Origin of the sequence: Streptomyces sp. NPDC058257 (genome assembly GCF_042881845.1) — a bacterium.
Taxonomy (GTDB): Bacteria; Actinomycetota; Actinomycetes; order Streptomycetales; family Streptomycetaceae; genus Streptomyces.
Map to the genome: position 1 here is coordinate 38,404 of NZ_JBHVXJ010000017.1, position 19,369 is coordinate 57,772.

The window sequence follows — 19,369 nt, forward strand, 5'->3', positions numbered from 1 at the left end:
CCGCCCCGCCGTAAGGAGCACACGCACGATGCAGAACGAGGACAAGCTCCGCGATTACCTCAAGCGGGCGACCACCGATCTGCGCACCGCACGCCGACGCCTGCGAGAGGTCGAGGACCGCGAGCAGGAGCCCATCGCCATCATCGGGATGAGCTGCCGCTACCCGGGCGGCGTCGAGTCGCCGGAAGACCTGTGGCAGCTGGTGTCCGAGGGCCGCGACGCCGTGGTGGAGTTCCCGTCCGACCGCGGCTGGGACGTCGAATCGCTCTACGACCCCGACCCGGAGCACGCGGGCACCTCGATCACCCGGCACGGCGGATTCCTGCAGGGTGCCGCGGGCTTCGACCCGGCCTTCTTCGGGGTCAGCCCGCGTGAGGCCCTCGCGATGGACCCGCAGCAGCGGCTGCTCCTCGAAACCTCCTGGGAGGCGTTCGAGCGCGCCGGCATCGACCCGGCGCAGGCCAGGGACACCAGGACCGGCGTGTTCGCGGGCGTCATGTACAACGACTACGCGACACGGCTGCCGCAGGCGCCCGAAGGGTTCGAGGGCTTCCTCGCCAACGGCAGCGCGGGCAGCATCGCCTCCGGCCGGATCGCCTACACGCTCGGCCTCGTCGGGCCCGCCGTGACGGTGGACACGGCATGCTCGTCGTCGCTCGTCGCCCTGCACCTGGCGATGGTGGCGCTGCGCCGCGACGAGTGCTCCCTCGCCCTCGCGGGCGGTGCCACCTTCATGTCCACGCCGCGTACGTTCGTCGAGTACAGCAGGCAGCGCGCCCTGTCCGTGGACGGCCGCTGCAAGGCGTTCTCCGACAGCGCGGACGGCACCGGCTGGGGCGAGGGCGTCGGCATGCTCCTGGTGGAGCGTCTGTCCGACGCGCAGCGCAACGGACACCCCGTTCTCGCGGTCGTGCGTGGCTCGGCGGTGAACCAGGACGGCGCGTCCCACGGCCTCACCGCGCCGAACGGCCCGTCCCAGCAGACGGTGATCAACCAGGCGCTGAAGAGCGCTCGGCTCACCCCCGCGCAGGTGGACGCCGTCGAGGCGCACGGCACCGGCACCACGCTTGGCGACCCGATCGAGGCACAGGCCCTCATCGCGACCTACGGCGCGGAGCGGGACGCGGACCGGCCGCTGTGGCTGGGCTCGCTGAAGTCGAACATCGGTCACTCCCAGGCGGCGGCCGGGGCCGGCGGCATCATCAAGATGGTCATGGCGATGCGGCACGGTGTGCTGCCCAAGACCCTGCACGTCGACGAGCCGAGCAGCCACGTCGACTGGTCGGCGGGCGCCGTGGAGCTGCTGACGGAAGGCCAGCAGTGGCCGCGGACGGATGAACCGCGCCGTGCCGGTGTCTCCTCGTTCGGCGTCAGCGGCACGAACGCCCACGTCATCCTGGAGGAGGCGCCCGCCCCCGAACCGGCGCCCACAGGGGCCGACGATTCGAAGGCCCCCGCCGTCACTCCGTGGGTGCTGTCGGCCCGGAACCCCGACGCGCTGCGCGCGCAGGCCGGCCGTCTCCGGTCCGCGGTGGAGGCCTCCGCCGACTTCGACCCTGCTGGCGTCGGCTTCTCGCTGGCCACGTCACGGTCCCTGTTCGAGCACCGCGCCGTACTCCTTGCCGAGGACCGGACCACCACCATCGACCGTCTGACCGCGCTCGCCGAGGGGCGTGGTGGCCCCGGTGTCGTGGTCGGTGAGGCGACACCGCACCGGTTGGGTTTCCTGTTCTCGGGTCAGGGTTCGCAGCGGTTGGGGATGGGTCGTGAACTTGCGGCTCGTTTCCCGGTGTTCGGTGAGGCTCTGGATGCTGTGCTTGCGGAGTTCGGGCCTGAGGTCCGTGAGGTGTTGTTCGGTGAGGACGCTGATGCGCTGAACGAGACGGGGGTGACGCAGCCTGCGTTGTTCGCGGTTGAGGTGGCGTTGTTCCGGCTTCTTGAGTCGTGGGGTGTGCGTCCCGATGTGCTGGCGGGGCATTCGATCGGTGAGCTGGCTGCCGCGCATGTGGCGGGTGTGTGGTCGCTTGCTGACGCGGTGAAGGTGGTGTCGGCGCGTGCCGGGTTGATGCAGGCGCTGCCCTCCGGTGGTGCGATGGTGGCGATCCAGGCGACGGAGGTCGAGGTCGCCGCGGACCTGTCGGAGACGGTGGGCATTGCGGCGGTGAACGGCCCGTCGTCGGTGGTCGTTTCCGGTGTCGCGGCTGATGTGGATGTGGTGGCTGAGCGGTGGCGTGAGGCGGGCCGGAAGGTGTCCCGGCTGAAGGTCAGTCACGGGTTCCACTCGCCGTTGATGGAGCCGATGCTGGAGGAGTTCCGGCGGGTTCTTGAGGGGGTGTCGTACGAGGCTCCGGCGGTCCCGATCGTCTCGACGCTGACGGGCCGGTTGGCCACTGCTGAGGAGCTGGCCTCGCCCGACTACTGGGTGCGGCACGTGCGCGAGCCCGTGCGGTTCCACGATGCGGTTGTCGCGCTGCGCGAGCAGGGTGGCGACGTCTTCCTGGAGGTCGGACCCGGTGGCGTGCTCTCCGGTCTCGGACAGCTCAACGCCCCAGAGGCCGCTTTCGTACCCGCACTCCGCGGCGACCGGCCCGAACTCGTCGCCCTGACCACCGCCATCGGCCAACTGCACGTACACGGTGTCCCGGTGGACCTGGCCGCCCTCTTCGATGGCAGCGGCGCCACCCGGGTCGACCTGCCGACGTACGCGTTCCAGCGCGAGCACTACTGGCTGGACGCGCCGGCCGCCGAGGAGAGCGCCGAGCGGATATCGCCGGTGGACGCGCGGTTCTGGGCGGCGGTGGAGGAGGGCGACCCCTCGGATCTCGCCCGCACGCTGGGTGTGTCGTCCGACGACCCGTTGAGCGCGGTGTTACCCCGTTTGTCCGCGTGGCGCCGCAAGCAGCGGGACCGGTCCACGGCCGATGGCTGGCGGTACCGGGTGGAATGGCGGTCGGTGGCGTCCGGTAGCCGGAAGTTGGACGGTGCCTGGCTGGTTGTCGCTCCGGCCGGTGAAGAGCGTGCCGAGTGGGTGCGTGAGTCGCTGGCGCGCAACGGCGTGGACGACGTGCACATGCTGAGTGTGGACGCGGGAGCGGTCGACTGGGCGGAGCAGTTGGGCGATCTGCCGTCGTTGAGCGGAGTCGTATCGCTGTTGGGGTTCGCCGACGCGGGTGTGTCGACTGTGCCCGTGGGTGTCGCGGCCACGGTCGGGCTGCTGCGGGCTCTTGGCGACAGGGACGTACCGCTGTGGTGCCTGACTTCGGGTGCCGTCTTGGCGGGCGCGGGTGACGTGGTCGCCGGGTTCGAGCAGTCGATGCTGTGGGGCCTCGGCCGGGTCGCCGCGCTGGAACACCCCGGCCGCTGGGGCGGTCTCGTGGATCTGCCCGAGGCGCAGGACGGCGGCACCGGTGATCTGCTGGCTTCCGTGCTCGCCGGGACGATCGGCGAGGACCAGATCGCCCTGCGCGGCAACGAGATCCTCGGCCGCAGGCTGGTCCCCGCCCCGCTGGGCGACGCCCCCGGCGAGAGCTGGTCGCCGCGCGGCACGGTCCTTGTCACCGGCGGCACCGGCGCCCTGGGCGGCCACGTGGCGCGCTGGCTGGCCACGCACGGAGCCGAGCACATCGTGCTTGCCGCCCGCCGTGGCAGGGCGGCGGCAGGGGCCGAGGAACTGGAGTCCGAGCTCGTCGAGTTGGGCGCCCGGGTCACGTTCGCCACCTGTGACGTGGCCGACCGGGACGCCGTCGCGGCGATGCTGGAGAGCGTCCCGCCGCTCACCGCCGTCGTGCACACTGCGGGCGTCGAGCGCTCGGCCACCCTGGCCGACCTCGACCCTGACGATCTCACCGGGTTCACAGAGGTCCTGGCGGCGAAGGCCGACGGCGCCCGGAACCTGCACGACCTCCTTGCCGACACGCGGTTGGACGCGTTCGTACTGTTCTCGTCCATCGCCGGAGTGTGGGGCAGCGGCGGCCAGGCCGCGTACGGGGCCGCCAACGCCTACCTGGACGCCCTCGCGGACCACCGCACAGCGGCAGGCCTTCCCGCCACAGCCGTCGCGTGGGGCCCGTGGGGCGGCGGCGGCATGGTCGAGGACTCCGGGCAGGCCGCCCACCTCCGGCGCCTCGGCCTGACCACCATGGCACCCGACGCGGCGCTCGCAGGTCTCGGCTCGGCCATCGAGAACGGCGACGGCAAGATCACCGTTGCCGACGTCGACTGGGACCGGTTCGCCGGAGCCTTCATGGCACAGCGCCCGAGCGCGCTCCTTGCCGAACTCCCCGAGGTGCGAGCCGCGTTCGACACGGCTGCCACCGAGCGGAGCAGCGGAACGTCGGCCCTCGCGCGGCGTCTCGCGGGTCTGGACGCAGCCGAGCAGGAGCGGCAACTCACCGACCTCGTACGGTCCGAGGCCGCCGCAGTGCTCGGTCATTCCTCCGCCGACGCCTTCTCCGCGACCCGTGCCTTCAGGGAGCTCGGCTTCGACTCGTTGACGGCGGTGGAACTGCGCGCCCGGCTCAGCGAGGCCACCGATGTCGCCCTGCCCGCGGCCGTGGTGTTCGATTACCCGACGGCCGCTGCCCTGGCCGCCTACCTGCGCACGGAACTGTCCGGGGCGTCCCCTGCCGCCTCCGCCCCCAACGCCGTCTCCGGCGTGACCGACGAGCCGATCGCGATCGTGTCGATGGCCTGCCGGTTCCCGGGCGGTGTGGCGAGCCCGGAGGACCTGTGGCAGGTGCTTCTGTCGGGCGAGGACGCCGTGACGGAGTTCCCCACCGACCGTGGCTGGGACGTCGAGGCGTTGTACAACCCCGACCCGGACACGGCGAGCGTCGGCACGTCGTACTCCCGTATGGGCGCGTTCCTCGACCACGTCGCGGACTTCGACCCGACGCTCTTCGGCATCTCGCCGCGTGAGGCCCTCGCGATGGACCCGCAGCAGCGGCTGCTCCTCGAAACCTCCTGGGAGGCGTTCGAGCGGGCGGGCATCGACCCGAACTCGCTGCGGGGCAGCAGGTCGGGTGTGTTCGTCGGCACCAACGGCCAGGACTACACGACGCTGATGATGGCCGCGCCGGACAGCGTCGACGGCTACTTCGGCACCGGCAGCGCGGCGAGTGTCATCTCCGGCCGCCTGTCGTACACCTTCGGTCTCGAAGGCCCCGCCGTCACGGTCGACACGGCGTGCTCCTCCTCGCTGGTGGCCCTGCACCTGGCGGTACAGGCCCTGCGCAAGGGCGAGTGCGAGCTGGCGCTCGCGGGTGGCGTGACGGTGATGTCGACGCCCGCCGCGTTCGTGGAGTTCAGCCGCCAGCGCGGACTTTCGGTCGACGGCCGCTGCAAGGCCTTCGGGGCCGACGCGGACGGCACCGGGTGGGGCGAGGGCATCGGCATGCTGCTCGTCGAGCGCCTTTCGGACGCCGAGCGCAACGGCCACCAGGTCCTTGCGGTCGTACGGGGCTCCGCGGTCAATCAGGACGGTGCGTCGAATGGCCTGACCGCCCCGAACGGACCCTCGCAGCAGCGGGTCATCCGGGCCGCTCTGGAGGCAACAGGCCTTACGCCGTCCGATGTGGACGCGGTCGAGGCGCACGGCACGGGTACGAAGCTGGGTGATCCGATCGAGGCGCAGGCGCTTCTTGCCACCTACGGCCAGGACCGCCCCGCAGACCGACCGCTGTGGCTGGGCTCGGTGAAGTCGAACATCGGTCACACGCAGGCCGCCGCGGGCGTGGCGGGTGTGATCAAGATGGTCATGTCGATGCGGCACGGAGTGCTGCCGCGCACCCTGCACGCGGACGAGCCGTCACCTCACGTGGACTGGTCCGCGGGTGCGGTGGAACTGCTCACCGATCAGCGCGAGTGGCCTGCCGCGGACCGGCCGTGGCGGGCGGGTGTGTCGTCGTTCGGATTCAGCGGTACGAACGCCCACGCCATCATCGAGCAGGCCCCGCAGGCCCCGCAGGCCCCCGAGACCGAGCAGGAAGAAGCCCCGGAGCCGCTGCCGGCCGGCACGGTCGTCCCGTGGACGTTGTCGGCCAAGAGCCCCGAGGCACTGCGCGCGCAGGCCGGACGGCTCAAGTCGTTCGTGGACGGATCGTCGGGCCTGGCCGTGGCGGACGTCGCCCGTTCGCTGACGTTCTCGCGGGCGGCCCTTGAACACCGCGCGGTGGTGGTGGGCGCGGAGTTCACCGAGTTCCAGTCGGCTCTGACCGCGTTCGCCGAGGGGCGTGGTGGCCCCGGTGTCGTGGTCGGTGAGGCGACACCGCACCGGTTGGGTTTCCTGTTCTCGGGTCAGGGTTCGCAGCGGTTGGGGATGGGTCGTGAGTTGTCCGCTCGTTTCCCGGTGTTCGGTGAGGCTCTGGATGCTGTGCTTGTGGAGTTCGGGCCTGAGGTCCGTGAGGTGTTGTTCGGTGAGGATGCTGATGCGCTGAATGAGACGGGGGTGACGCAGCCTGCGTTGTTCGCGGTCGAGGTGGCGTTGTTCCGGCTTCTTGAGTCGTGGGGTGTGCGGCCTGATGTGCTGGCGGGGCATTCGATCGGTGAGTTGGCTGCCGCGCATGTGGCGGGTGTGTGGTCGCTGGCTGATGCTGTGAAGGTGGTGTCGGCGCGTGCCGGGTTGATGCAGGCGTTGCCGTCCGGTGGTGCGATGGTGGCGATCCAGGCGTCCGAGGTCGAGGTCGCGGCGGACCTGTCGGAGACGGTGGGCATTGCGGCGGTGAACGGCCCGTCGTCGGTGGTCGTTTCCGGTGTCGCGGCTGATGTGGATGTGGTGGCTGAGCGGTGGCGTGAGTCGGGCCGGAAGGTGTCTCGCCTGAAGGTCAGTCACGCGTTCCACTCGCCGTTGATGGAGCCGATGCTGGAGGAGTTCCGGCGGGTTCTTGAGGGGGTGTCGTACGAGGCTCCGGCGATCCCGATCGTGTCGACGCTGACCGGAGTACGGGCGACTGCTGAGGAGTTGACCTCGCCGGAGTACTGGGTGCGGCACGTGCGCGAGTCGGTGCGGTTCGCCGACGCCGTCGGCACGCTCGTGGACGAGGGTGTGGGTACGTTCGTCGAGGTGGGTCCTGGTGGGACGCTGTCGGCGCTGGGCCAGGAGTCCGCGCCGGAAGCAACATTCGTACCCACGCTGCGTGGCGACCGCCCGGAGGCGCTGGCCGCCACGACGACTATCGGGCAGTTGCATGTACGCGGTGTCGAGGTGGACTGGGAGGCGTTCTTCGCCGGTCGTGGCGCGCGTCGCGTCGACCTGCCGACGTACGCGTTCCAGCGTGAGCGCTTCTGGCTGGACACGCCGGACGTGGACGACGCCGTCAAGGGTGGCGAGCGGATATCGCCGGTGGAGGCGCGCTTCTGGGAGGTCGTGGAGGAGGGCGACATCGCGGATCTCGCCCGCACGCTGGGTGTGTCGTCCGACGACCCGTTGAGCGCGGTGCTGCCCCGTTTGTCCGCGTGGCGCCGCAAGCAGCGGGACCGGTCCACGGCCGATGGCTGGCGGTACCGGGTGGAATGGCGGTCGGTGGCGTCCGGTAGCCGGAAGTTGGACGGTGCCTGGCTGGTTGTCGCTCCGGCCGGTGAAGAGCGTGCCGAGTGGGTGCGTGAGTCGCTGGCGCGCAACGGCGTGGACGACGTGCACATGCTGTACGTGGACGCGGGAGCGGTTGACTGGGCGGAGCAGTTGGGCGATCTGCCGTCGTTGAGCGGAGTCGTATCGCTGTTGGGGTTCGCCGACGCGGGCGTGTCGACTGTGCCCGTGGGTGTCGCGGCCACGGTCGGGCTGCTGCGGGCTCTTGGCGACAGGGACGTACCGCTGTGGTGCCTGACTTCGGGTGCCGTCTCGGCGGGCGCGGGTGACGTGGTCGCCGGGTTCGAGCAGTCGATGCTGTGGGGCCTCGGCCGGGTCGCCGCGCTGGAACACCCCGGCCGCTGGGGCGGTCTCGTGGATCTGCCCGAGGCGCAGGACGGCGGCACCGGTGATCTGCTGGCTTCCGTGCTCGCCGGGGCGAGTGGCGAGGACCAGGTCGCGCTGCGCGGCGGCAAGATCCTGAGCCGCAGGCTGGTCGCCGCGCCCGTGAGCAAGGCGTCCGGCGACAGCTGGTCGCCGCGCGGCACGGTCCTTGTCACCGGCGGCACCGGCGCCCTGGGCGCACACGTGGCCAGATGGCTGGCGGGCAAGGGCGCCGAACACCTCCTGCTGACCAGCAGGCGTGGACCCGAGGCCGATGGCGCGGAGGAGCTGCGTGCGGAGCTGACCGCGCTGGGCGCCCGGGTCACGATCGCGGCCTGTGACGCGGCCGACCGGGACGCGCTGGCCGACGTGCTCGCGTCCGTACCCACCGAATCGCCGCTCACCGCTGTCGTACACGCGGCAGGCATCGAGCGCTCGGCCGCCCTCGCCGCCCTCGACCCGGACGACCTCACCGAGTTCGCCGACGTAGTGACGGCGAAGGCCGACGGCGCGCGGAACCTGCACGAGCTGCTCGCCGACACGCAGTTGGACGCGTTCGTGCTGTTCTCGTCCATCGCCGGAGTGTGGGGCAGCAGCGGGCAGGGCGCGTACGCGGCTGCCAACGCCTACCTCGATGCCCTAGCCGAACACCGCAGGGCGGCGGGCTTTCCCGCCACGGCCGTCGCATGGGGCCCGTGGGGCGGCGGCGGCATGGTCGCGACCGACGAGCAGGCCACGCAGCTGCACCGCTGGGGCCTTGCGACGATGGATCCGGATGTGGCTGTCGCCGGTCTGGCCACGGCCCTTGAGCGCGGGGACGGGAACATCGTCGTCGCCGACGTCGACTGGACCCGGTTCGCGGGCACGTTCATGGCGCAGCGCCCGAGCGCACTCCTGGGCGAACTGCCCGAGGTACGCGCCGCGTTCGATGCCGCTCCCGCCGAGCGGGGCAGCACGTCGGCTCTCGCGCGGCGCCTCGCGGGTCTGGACGCGGCCGAGCAGGAACGTCAGCTCACCGATCTTGTCCGGTACGAGGCTGCCGCGGTCCTTGGTCATGTGTCCGGCGACGCCTTCTCCCCGACGCGTGCGTTCAAGGAGCTCGGTTTCGACTCGTTGACGGCCGTGGAACTGCGCGCCCGGCTCCGCGAGGCCACGGGCATCGCCCTGCCCGCGACCCTGGTGTTCGACTACCCGACGCCCGCCGCCCTGGCCGCCTATCTGCGCGTAGAGCTGTCCGGTGTGGACCCGACGCCCACCACCTCCGCCCCTGTCGGCGTCTCCGGCGTCTCCGGGGTGACCGACGAGCCGATCGCCATCGTGTCGATGGCGTGCAGGTTCCCCGGCGGTGTGACAGGACCGGAGGGCCTGTGGGACTTCCTCCTGTCGGACGGCGACGCGGTGACGGAGTTCCCCACCGACCGCGGCTGGAATATCGAGGCCCTGTACAACCCCGACCCGGACGCGGTGGGGACCACATACCTGCGCTCCGGCGCGTTCATGTCGGACGTGAGCGGGTTCGACGCGGGCTTCTTCGGCATCTCGCCGCGTGAGGCCCTCGCGATGGACCCGCAGCAGCGGCTGCTCCTTGAGACCTCCTGGGAACTCCTGGAGCGCGCCGGGGTCGACTCGGCGTCGCTGCGAGGTGAGCGCGTCGGCGTGTTCGTCGGGTCGAACGCCCAGGACTACGGGCTTGTCCTCGGTGACGCCGCCGAGGATGTGGGCGGCTATGTGGCGACCGGCAACGCGGCCAGCGTCGCCTCGGGCCGTCTGTCGTACACGTTCGGCTTCGAAGGCCCGGCCGTCACAGTGGACACGGCGTGCTCGTCGTCCCTGGTCGCCTTGCACCTGGCGGCGCAGGCGCTACGGACGGGTGAGTGCGAGCTGGCGCTCGCGGGTGGCGTGACGGTGATGTCGACGCCGGGCGCGTTCATCGAGTTCAGCCGCCAGCGCGGACTGTCGTTGGACGGCCGGTGCAAGGCGTTCGGCGCTGGCGCCGACGGCACCAGCTGGGGCGAAGGCGTCGGCATGCTCTTCGTCGAGCGTCTCTCGGACGCCCAGCGCAACGGACATCCGGTCCTTGCCGTCATCCGCGGTTCGGCGGTGAACCAGGACGGTGCGTCGAACGGTCTGACCGCTCCGAACGGCCCCTCGCAGCAGCGCGTCATCCGCCAGGCCCTCGCCAGCGCGGGTCTCACGCCGTCCGACGTGGACGCGGTCGAGGCACACGGCACGGGTACGAAGCTGGGTGATCCGATCGAGGCCCAGGCGCTGCTCGCCACCTACGGCCAGGACCGCCCCGCAGACCGACCGCTGTGGCTCGGCTCGGTGAAGTCGAACATCGGCCACACCCAGGCCGCCGCCGGTGTCGCCGGTGTCATCAAGATGGTCATGGCGATGCGGCACGGAGTACTGCCCCGCACCCTGCACGCGGACGAGCCGTCACCGCATGTCGACTGGTCGGCGGGTGCGGTGGAACTGCTCACCGATCAGCGTGAGTGGCCTGCCGCGGACCGGCCGTGGCGGGCGGGAGTGTCGTCGTTCGGGTTCAGCGGCACCAACGCGCACACCATCATCGAGCAGGCCCCGGTGGCCGAACCCGAGGCAGCTCCGGAGCCGGCGCACGACGGTGGCCTGGTGCCGTGGGTGCTTTCGGCGGGCGACGAGGGAGCCCTGCGCGGCCAGGCCGAGCGCCTGCTGTCCCTGGTGGACGGGCACGCACCGGTTGACATCGGCTACTCGCTCGCGACGTCACGGTCGGTCCTTGACCACCGTGCGGTGGTGATGGCCGCGGACCGCTCCGAATTCCTGGCGGCCTTGACGGCCGTGGCCGACGGCCGGACGACCGGTGCCGTGGCCGGGGGAGTCGCCGGCGAGCCCGGCCGGTTGGGCTTCCTCTTCTCGGGCCAGGGTTCGCAGCGGCTCGGCATGGGGCGTGAACTGGCCGCCCGCTTCCCGGTGTTCGCTCAAGCACTGGACGAGGTTCTCGACGCATTCGACCCGCAGGTGCGCGAGGTGTCGTTCGGTGAGGATGCCGACGCCCTGAACGAGACGGGGGTGACGCAGCCCGCCCTGTTCGCGGTCGAGGTCGCCCTCTTCCGACTCCTGCAGTCGTGGGGTGTGCGGCCCGATGTGCTGGCGGGGCATTCGATCGGTGAGCTGGCGGCTGCGCATGTGGCGGGTGTGTGGTCCCTGACCGACGCGGTGAAGGTGGTGTCGGCGCGTGGTGCGTTGATGCAGGCGTTGCCGTCCGGTGGCGCGATGGTGGCGATCCAGGCGTCCGAGGACGAGGTCGTGGCGGACCTGTCGGAGACGGTGGGCATTGCGGCGGTGAACGGCCCGTCGTCGGTGGTCGTTTCCGGTGTCGCGGCTGATGTGGATGTGGTGGCTGAGCGGTGGCGTGAGGCGGGCCGGAAGGTGTCCCGGCTGAAGGTCAGCCACGCGTTCCACTCGCCGTTGATGGAGCCGATGCTGGACGAGTTCCGGCGGGTTCTTGAGGGGGTGTCGTACGAGGCTCCGGCGGTCCCGATCGTCTCGACGCTGACGGGCCGGTTGGCCACTGCTGAGGAGCTGACCTCGCCCGACTACTGGGTGCGGCACGTGCGCGAGCCCGTGCGGTTCCATGACGCGGTGGTGGCGTTGCGTGAGCAGGGCGCGGAGGTGTTCGCCGAGGTCGGTCCTGGTGGGACGCTGTCCGCGCTGGGGCTTGGTGGTGCGCCGGACGGGGTGTTCCTGCCCGCGTTGCGTGCGGACAGGTCCGAGGAGGTCGCGCTGGTTGCTACGGTCGCCGCGCTGCACACGCGGGGTGTGGTGGTCGACTGGGCGGCGTTCTTCGCCGGCAGTGGCGCCCGGCGCGTTGACCTGCCGACGTACGCCTTCCAGCACCAGCGCTACTGGATGGACGCCCGGCCCGTCGCCGTCGAGGCCGCCACTAACGCGGACGAGGCGAAGTTCTGGGCCGCGGTGGACAGCGAGGAGGCGACCGCGCTCGCGTCGTCCCTGGGCATCACCGACGACGGGGCCACCGACTCGCTCCGCGCCGTGCTGCCGCTCCTGACGTCGTGGCGGCGCCGGAGCCACGAGAGGTCCACGCTGGACAAATGGCGTTACACCATCGGCTGGAAGTCGGCCGGTGTTCCCGCGACGACGCCGCCCTCGGGCACCTGGCTGGTCGTGGCGCCCACCGGTGACGAGCGCGCCGCCGCGCTGAGCGAGCTGCTCGCGGCCGGCGGCCTGGCACTCGCCGTGGTCGAGGCCGACACGGCGGACGGCGCTGCGGTGGGCGCGGACCGCGCGGGCCTTGCCGACGCGCTGCGTGCGGCCGTCGCGCAGGTTCTCGCGAGCGGAGAAGAGGTCGGCGGAGTCCTGTCGCTGCTGGCGTTCGACGAGTCGCCGCACTCCGACCACCCCGCGGTGCCGAACGGCGTGGCAGCCACCCTCGCGCTGATCCAGGCCCTCGGCGACACGGACGTACGAGCGCCCCTGTGGTGTGCGACATCCGGTGCGGTGGCGGCGGTCGCGGATGACACGGTCGCAGGGTTCGCGCAGTCGATGGTGTGGGGTCTGGGACGGGCCGCCGCGCTGGAACTCACCTCACGCTGGGGCGGGTTGGTCGACCTTCCGGAGACGGTGGACGAGCGGGCGGTCGCACGGCTGTGCGGGCTGCTCGGCGGGGCGGAGGACCAGGTCGCCGTACGTGGATCCGGTGTGTTCGCACGCCGCGTCCGCCGGGCCGACCCGGTGGCACCGGACTCCGGCACCGGCTGGACGCCGCGCGGCACGGTCCTTGTCACCGGCGGCCTGGGCGCCCTGGGTGCCAGGGCCGCGCGCTGGTCCGCGGCGCACGGCGCCGAGCACCTCGTCCTGGTGAGCCGTCGCGGCAACGAGGCCGAGGGGGCGGCGGAGTTGGAGGCCGAACTCGTCGGCCTCGGCGCACGCGTCACGGTCGCCGCCGTCGACATCGCCGACCGGGGCGGGCTCGCGGCCCTGCTCGACGGCCTGGCCGCCGCCGGAGACCAGGTCGACGCCGTCGTACACACGGCGGGACTCAACGACAGCACCCCGGTCGGGGCCACCGACCTCGCGCGCTTCGCGGACGTGGTCGGTGCCAAGGTGGCGGGCGCTGCGCATCTGCACGAACTGCTCGCCGACACACCGCTCGACGCGTTCCTCACCTACTCCTCGATCGCCGGTATCTGGGGCAGCGGCGGCCAGGTCGGCTACAGCGCGGCCAACGCCTACCTCGACGCCCTCGCCGAGCACCGCACCGCGCACGGCCTGCCGGGCACAGCTGTGGCCTGGGGTCCCTGGGGCGGTGGCGGCATGGCCGACGACGAGGCGCAGCGGCAACTCTCCCGGCGCGGGCTCCTGGCGCTTGAGCCCGAACTCGCGGTGGGCGCCATCGCCGACGCGGTCGGCGGCGGCACGGCGAGCACCGTCGTGGTGGACGTCGACTGGGCACGGTTCGCTCCCGCGTTCACCATCGGCAGGCCGAGCCCGCTGCTCGCCGACCTCGCCGAAGCACGAGACGCGATCGCGGGCCGGACCGCCGAGGCCGACGGGTCTGCCGCGTCCGCGGGGGCGAACGGGTCCGAGCAGGAAGGGGCGCAGCTGCGGGGCCGGCTCACCGGCCTTGACGCGGCGAAGCAGGGCGAACTCGTACGCGGCCTGGTGGTGGCGCAGGCGGCCACCGTCCTGGGGCACACCACGGCCGGAGCCGTCGATCCCGAACGGGCCTTCCGAGACCTGGGCTTCGACTCGCTGACCGCCGTGGAACTGCGCAACGGCCTCGCTGCCGCGTCGGGCCTGACCCTGCCCGCGACCGTGGTCTTCGACTACCCCACCCCCGCCGTGCTCGCCGACCATCTGCTGTCGGCGGTCCTGGAACCGTACGGCGAGTCGCCCCTGGCACCGACACCGGACACCGCACCGCAGGTCGTGACCGACGAACCCATCGCGATCGTGGCGATGACGTGCCGGTACCCCGGCGGCGTCACCAGCCCGGAGGACCTGTGGCAGGTGCTCCTGTCGGACGGGGACGCGGTGACGGACTTCCCGGCCGACCGCGGCTGGGACCTGGATGCCCTGTACGACCCGGACCCCGCGGGCATCGGCACGACCTACTCGCGCAGGGGCGCATTCCTCGACGGTGTGGCGGACTTCGACGCGACCTTCTTCGGGACCTCACCGCGTGAGGCCCTCGCGATGGACCCGCAGCAGCGGCTGCTCCTCGAAACCTCCTGGGAGGCGTTCGAGCGGGCGGGCATCGACCCGAACTCGGTCCGCGGCGAGCGGGTCGGCGTGTTCGTCGGCTCGAACGTGCAGGACTACGGGCTCGTACTCGGCGATGCCGTCGAGGACGTGGGCGGGCATGTGGCGACGGGCAGCGCGGCGAGCGTCATGTCCGGCCGCCTGTCGTACACGTTCGGACTCGAAGGCCCCGCGGTGACGGTGGACACGGCGTGCTCGTCGTCCCTGGTCGCCCTGCACCTGGCGGCGCAGGCGCTGCGGTCGGGGGAGTGTGAACTGGCCCTCGCGGGGGGCGTGACGGTGATGTCGACGCCGGGCGCGTTCATCGAGTTCAGCCGACAGCGCGGACTGTCCGTGGACGGCCGCTGCAAGGCCTTCTCGGACAGCGCCGACGGCACCGGGTGGGGCGAGGGCGTCGGCATGCTCATCGTCGAGCGTCTTTCCGACGCCCGGCGCAACGGCCACCAAGTGCTCGCCGTCGTACGGGGATCAGCCGTCAACCAGGACGGCGCGTCCAACGGCCTGACCGCCCCGAACGGCCCCTCGCAGCAGCGCGTCATCCGCCAGGCCCTCGCCAGCGCGGGCCTCACGCCGTCCGACGTGGACGCGGTCGAGGCGCACGGCACCGGCACCACCCTCGGCGACCCCATCGAGGCCCAGGCCCTGCTCGCCACCTACGGCCAGGGCCGCCCTGATGACCGGCCGCTGTTGCTGGGCTCGGTGAAGTCGAACATCGGTCACACTCAGGCCGCCGCGGGTGTCGCCGGTGTGATCAAGATGGTCATGGCGATGCGGCACGGCGTGTTGCCGCGGACGCTGCACGTCACCGAACCGTCGTCGCACGTGGACTGGTCGGCCGGAGCGATGGAACTGCTCACCGACCGGCGCGAGTGGCCCGCCGTGGACCGGCCGTGGCGAGCGGGCGTGTCGTCGTTCGGGTTCAGCGGAACGAACGCGCACACCATCATCGAGCAGGCCCCCGAGACGACGTCTCCCGAAAACGAGCCGGGGGAGCCGGGAGAGCCGGGCGTGGTCCCGTGGGTCCTCTCGGCGCGATCCGCCGAAGCACTCCAGGAACAGGCGTCCCGCCTCCGCGCGGAGTTCGAAGGCGCCGACACGACCGTGTCGGTCGCCGACATCGCCCACACGCTGCGGTCGCGCTCGGTGTTCGACCACCGGGCCGTCGTGGTGGGCCTCGGCCGAGAGGAGTTCAGCACCGGCCTCACCGCCCTGGCCGAAGGCCGCGAGGCGCCGAACGTCGTGACCGGAACGGCCGGGAACCGCGGCACCGGAACGGTGTTCGTGTTCCCCGGCCACGGCACGCAGTGGGTCGGCATGGCCCTGGAACTCCTGGACTCCTCACCGGTGTTCCGTACGCGGATGGAGGAGTGCGCGCAAGCACTGGGCGAGTACGTCGACTGGTCGCTCCTCGACGCGATCCAGGACCCCGCCCTGATGGAGCGTCTCGACGTCGTCCAGCCCGCCCTGTTCGCCGTGATGGTGTCGCTCGCCGCCACATGGCGGTCCTGGGGCGTCGAGCCCAGCGCCGTACTCGGTCACTCCCAGGGCGAGATCGCCGCGGCGTGCGTCGCGGGCGCCCTGTCCCTGAAGGACGCGGCACGCCTCGCCGTCCTGCGGAGCAAGGCCCTGACCGCCCTCGCGGGCCAGGGCGGCATGGTCTCGGTCGCGCTCGGCGTGGACGACGTACGGGAACTCCTCGCGCGGTGGGACGGACAGCTCGCCGTCGGCGTGGTGAACGGCCCCGCGTCGGTCGTCGTCTCCGGTGATGTCGCCGCCCTTGACGAGCTGATGGAGGTCTGCGCCGAACAGGGCGTATGGGCGCGGCGGGTCCAGGCGGACTACGCCCCGCACTCCCACCACGTCGAACAGGTCGAGGCGGAGATCCTGGAGGGCCTGGCGGACGTGGCGCCGCGCTCCGGCGACGTGCCGTACTACTCGCCGCTGACCGGCGGCTGGCTGGACACCCGTGACCTGGACGCCTCGTACTGGTACCGCAGCCTGCGGCGGACGGTGGAGTTCGCGGACTCCGTCTCCACCCTGGTGGCGGAAGGCTTCACCACCTTCGTCGAGGTCAGCCCGCACCCGGTCCTGGTGGCGGGGCTCGGCGAACTGGCCGGTACCGACGGCCTCGTGGTCGGCTCGCTGCGGCGCGGCGACGGCGGCAAGGACCGGCTCCTCAACTCGGCGAGCAGGCTGTTCGTGCGCGGCGGCCGGGTAGCCCTGCCACTCCCCGAAGCCCGGCGCGTGGACCTGCCCACGTACCCGTTCCAGCGCCTGCGCTTCTGGCCCACGACGGCGCACATCGCGTCCGGTGACGTGACATCGGCAGGCCTCGGCCGTGTGGACCACCCCCTGCTCGCGGCCGTCACCGAACTCGCGGACTCCGAGGGCCTCGTGTTCAGCGGCAGGCTGTCCCTGCGTACGCACCCCTGGCTCGCCGACTACCGCGTCCTTGACACCGCGGTGCTCCCCGGCGCGGCCTACGTGGAGCTCGCACTGCGCGCCGGCGACCACGTCGGCTGCGCGTCCCTGGACGACCTTGTCCTCGAAGCGCCCCTGGTGCTGCCCGAACGGGACGGCGTCCAGATACGGCTCAGCCTCGACGGCCCCGACGCGTCGGGCGCGACGGACGCATCGGGCTCCGGCAGCCGGACCTTCACCGTGGACTCCCGAAGGGACGAGGGCGGGGAGTGGACCCGCCACGCCACCGGCACCCTGACGGCCGAAGCCCACCCCGTCACCGACGACCTCGTCGTCTGGCCGCCGAGCGAAGCCGAACCCGTCGACCTGGACAGTCACCACGCCGCCGTCGCCGCCTCCGGCCTCGACCACGGCCCCGCCTTCCAGGGCCTGCGCGCCGCCTGGCGCAAGGGCGACGAGGTGTTCGCCGAAGTGACGCTGCCGGACGGCCTCGCCGACGAGAACTTCGGCCTGCACCCGGCTCTACTGGACGCCGCGCTGCAAGCCGTCGGGCTCAGGGCGAGCTCGGACGGGCTGCCGTTCTCGTGGGCCGGAGTGCGACTCCTCGCGACCGGGGCGACGGCGCTTCGGGTCCGGTTGACGCCGCTCGGCGTGGACTCCGTGGCTGTGCTCGTCGCCGACGGTTCCGGCGAGCCGGTCGCCGCCGTCGACGAGCTGAGCCTGCGCCCCCTCTCCGCCGACCAGCTCAACGCCGCACGCTCCGCGCACCGCGACTCGCTGTTCGAGGTGAAGTGGGTGCCGATGCCGGACGCCGCACCCGAAACCGGCACCTGGGCGGTCCTCGGCGACGACACCGCCCGTCTCGCCCACGCGCTCACCGCGGCAGGCGAACCGGTGGACGAACACGCAGACCTCGCCGCGCTCCTGACCGCCGTCGACGCGGGCGCGCCCGTACCGCGCTGCGTGGCCGTGACACCCGGCGAGGGCGCGACAACCCCCCGGGAGGCCACGCACCACACCCTCGACCTGCTCCAATCCTGGCTCGCGGACGACCGGTTCGCCGCATCGCGGCTCGTGTTCCTGACGAGCGGCGCGGTACCGGCGGGACCTGACGAGGCCGTACCGGACCTGGTGCGCGCTCCCGCGTGGGGCCTGGTGCGATCGGCACAGTCGGAACACCCGGAGCGGTTCGTCCTCGCCGACGTGGACGACCTGGCCGACACGGCCGGGAACGGGAAGTCGCTGCGCAGGCTGCCCGCCGCCGTGGCGACCGGGGAACCGCAGGTGGTCATCAGGAACGGCACCGCCACGGTGGCCAGGCTCACGCGGCTCGCCGCTCCGGCCGACGCCCCCGAGCGGACGGCGTTCACCCCCGAAAGCACCGTGCTGATCACCGGTGGTCTCGGGGTGCTCGGCGGCGTGACCGCACGGCACCTCGTCACCCGCCACGGAGTCCGGGACCTGGTACTGACCGGCAGGCGCGGCCCGGCCACACCGGGCGCGGAGGAACTGCGCCGGGAACTGGCCGAACTGGGCGCGCGCGTCACCGTCGTGGCGTGCGACGTCAGCGACCGCGGCGCGGTCGCCACGCTCCTTGCCGAACACCCCGTGACCGCGGTCGTGCACACGGCGGGCGTCCTCGACGACAGCATCATCGAGTCCCTGACCCCGGAGCACGTCGATACGGTGTTCGGGCCGAAGGCCGATGCCGCGCTGCACCTGCACGAACTGACCCTGGGGACGGACCTCACGGCGTTCGTACTGTTCTCCGCCGCCGCCGGGGTGTTCGGCGGCCCTGGCCAGGGCAACTACGCTGCCGCCAACGCGTTCCTCGACGCACTCGCACAGCACCGCAGGGCCGCCGGGCTGCCCGCCACATCGCTCGCCTGGGGCCTGTGGGCCGAGGCCAGCGGCATCACAGGGCACCTCGACGACGCCGACGTACAGCGGATGGCGAGGGGCGGCATGACCCCGCTGTCCTCCGCGGACGGCATGGCACTGTTCGACGCGGCGCACTCGACCGGCGCCGCGACCGCGGTGCCCGCCGCGATCGACCTGGCCGCGCTGCGGGCCCACCCGGAGCAGGTACGGCCGCTGCTGCGCGGCCTGGTTCCGGCACCCGCCCGCAGGGCCGCACGGTCCGGCGACGGCTACGGCGCGGTCCCGCTGGCCCAGCGACTCGCCGGCCTCACCGAGGCGGAGCAGGACCGGACCCTCGTACAGCTCGTCCGCACCCACACCGCGGCCGTGCTCGGCTTCCCCGGACCGGACGCCGTCGAGGCGGATCGGGCGTTCAAGGAGCTCGGCTTCGACTCACTCACCGCCGTGGAACTGCGCAACAGGCTCGACGCCGAAGTCGACTCGCGACTGCCCGCCACTCTGGTGTTCGACCATCCGAACCCGGCGGCACTCGCGGCCCACCTCCGGACAACAGTGCTCGCAGGCGACGGCACACCGGCCGCCGCGGTGCTCAGCGAGCTGAACAAGCTGACGGTCACCATCTCCAAACTCGACCCGGACGACGCTCTGGCCGGGGACATCCGGCTGCGGCTGCGCTCGCTCCTGTCCACCTGGGACGAGAGCGAACCCGAGCCCGCGGCGGACGACTTGACCTCGGCAACCCTCGACGACGTCTTCGACATCATCGACGACGAACTCGGAAGGTCCTGACCAGCGGGTACGGACTCTCACCAACCTGATCTGACCTGATCTGACCCGACGACCTGACCTGAC

1 protein-coding gene is annotated in these 19,369 nt (G+C 72.1%); it reads left to right on the forward strand.

Translation table 11 applies throughout. The features are described from left to right. Positions 1 to 28: 28 nt before the first annotated feature. Positions 29 to 19,306, forward strand: a complete 19,278-nt coding sequence (locus tag ACFVXC_RS31585; protein WP_389912151.1) for a type I polyketide synthase — start codon at positions 29 to 31, stop codon at positions 19,304 to 19,306. Positions 19,307 to 19,369: the final 63 nt, after the last annotated feature.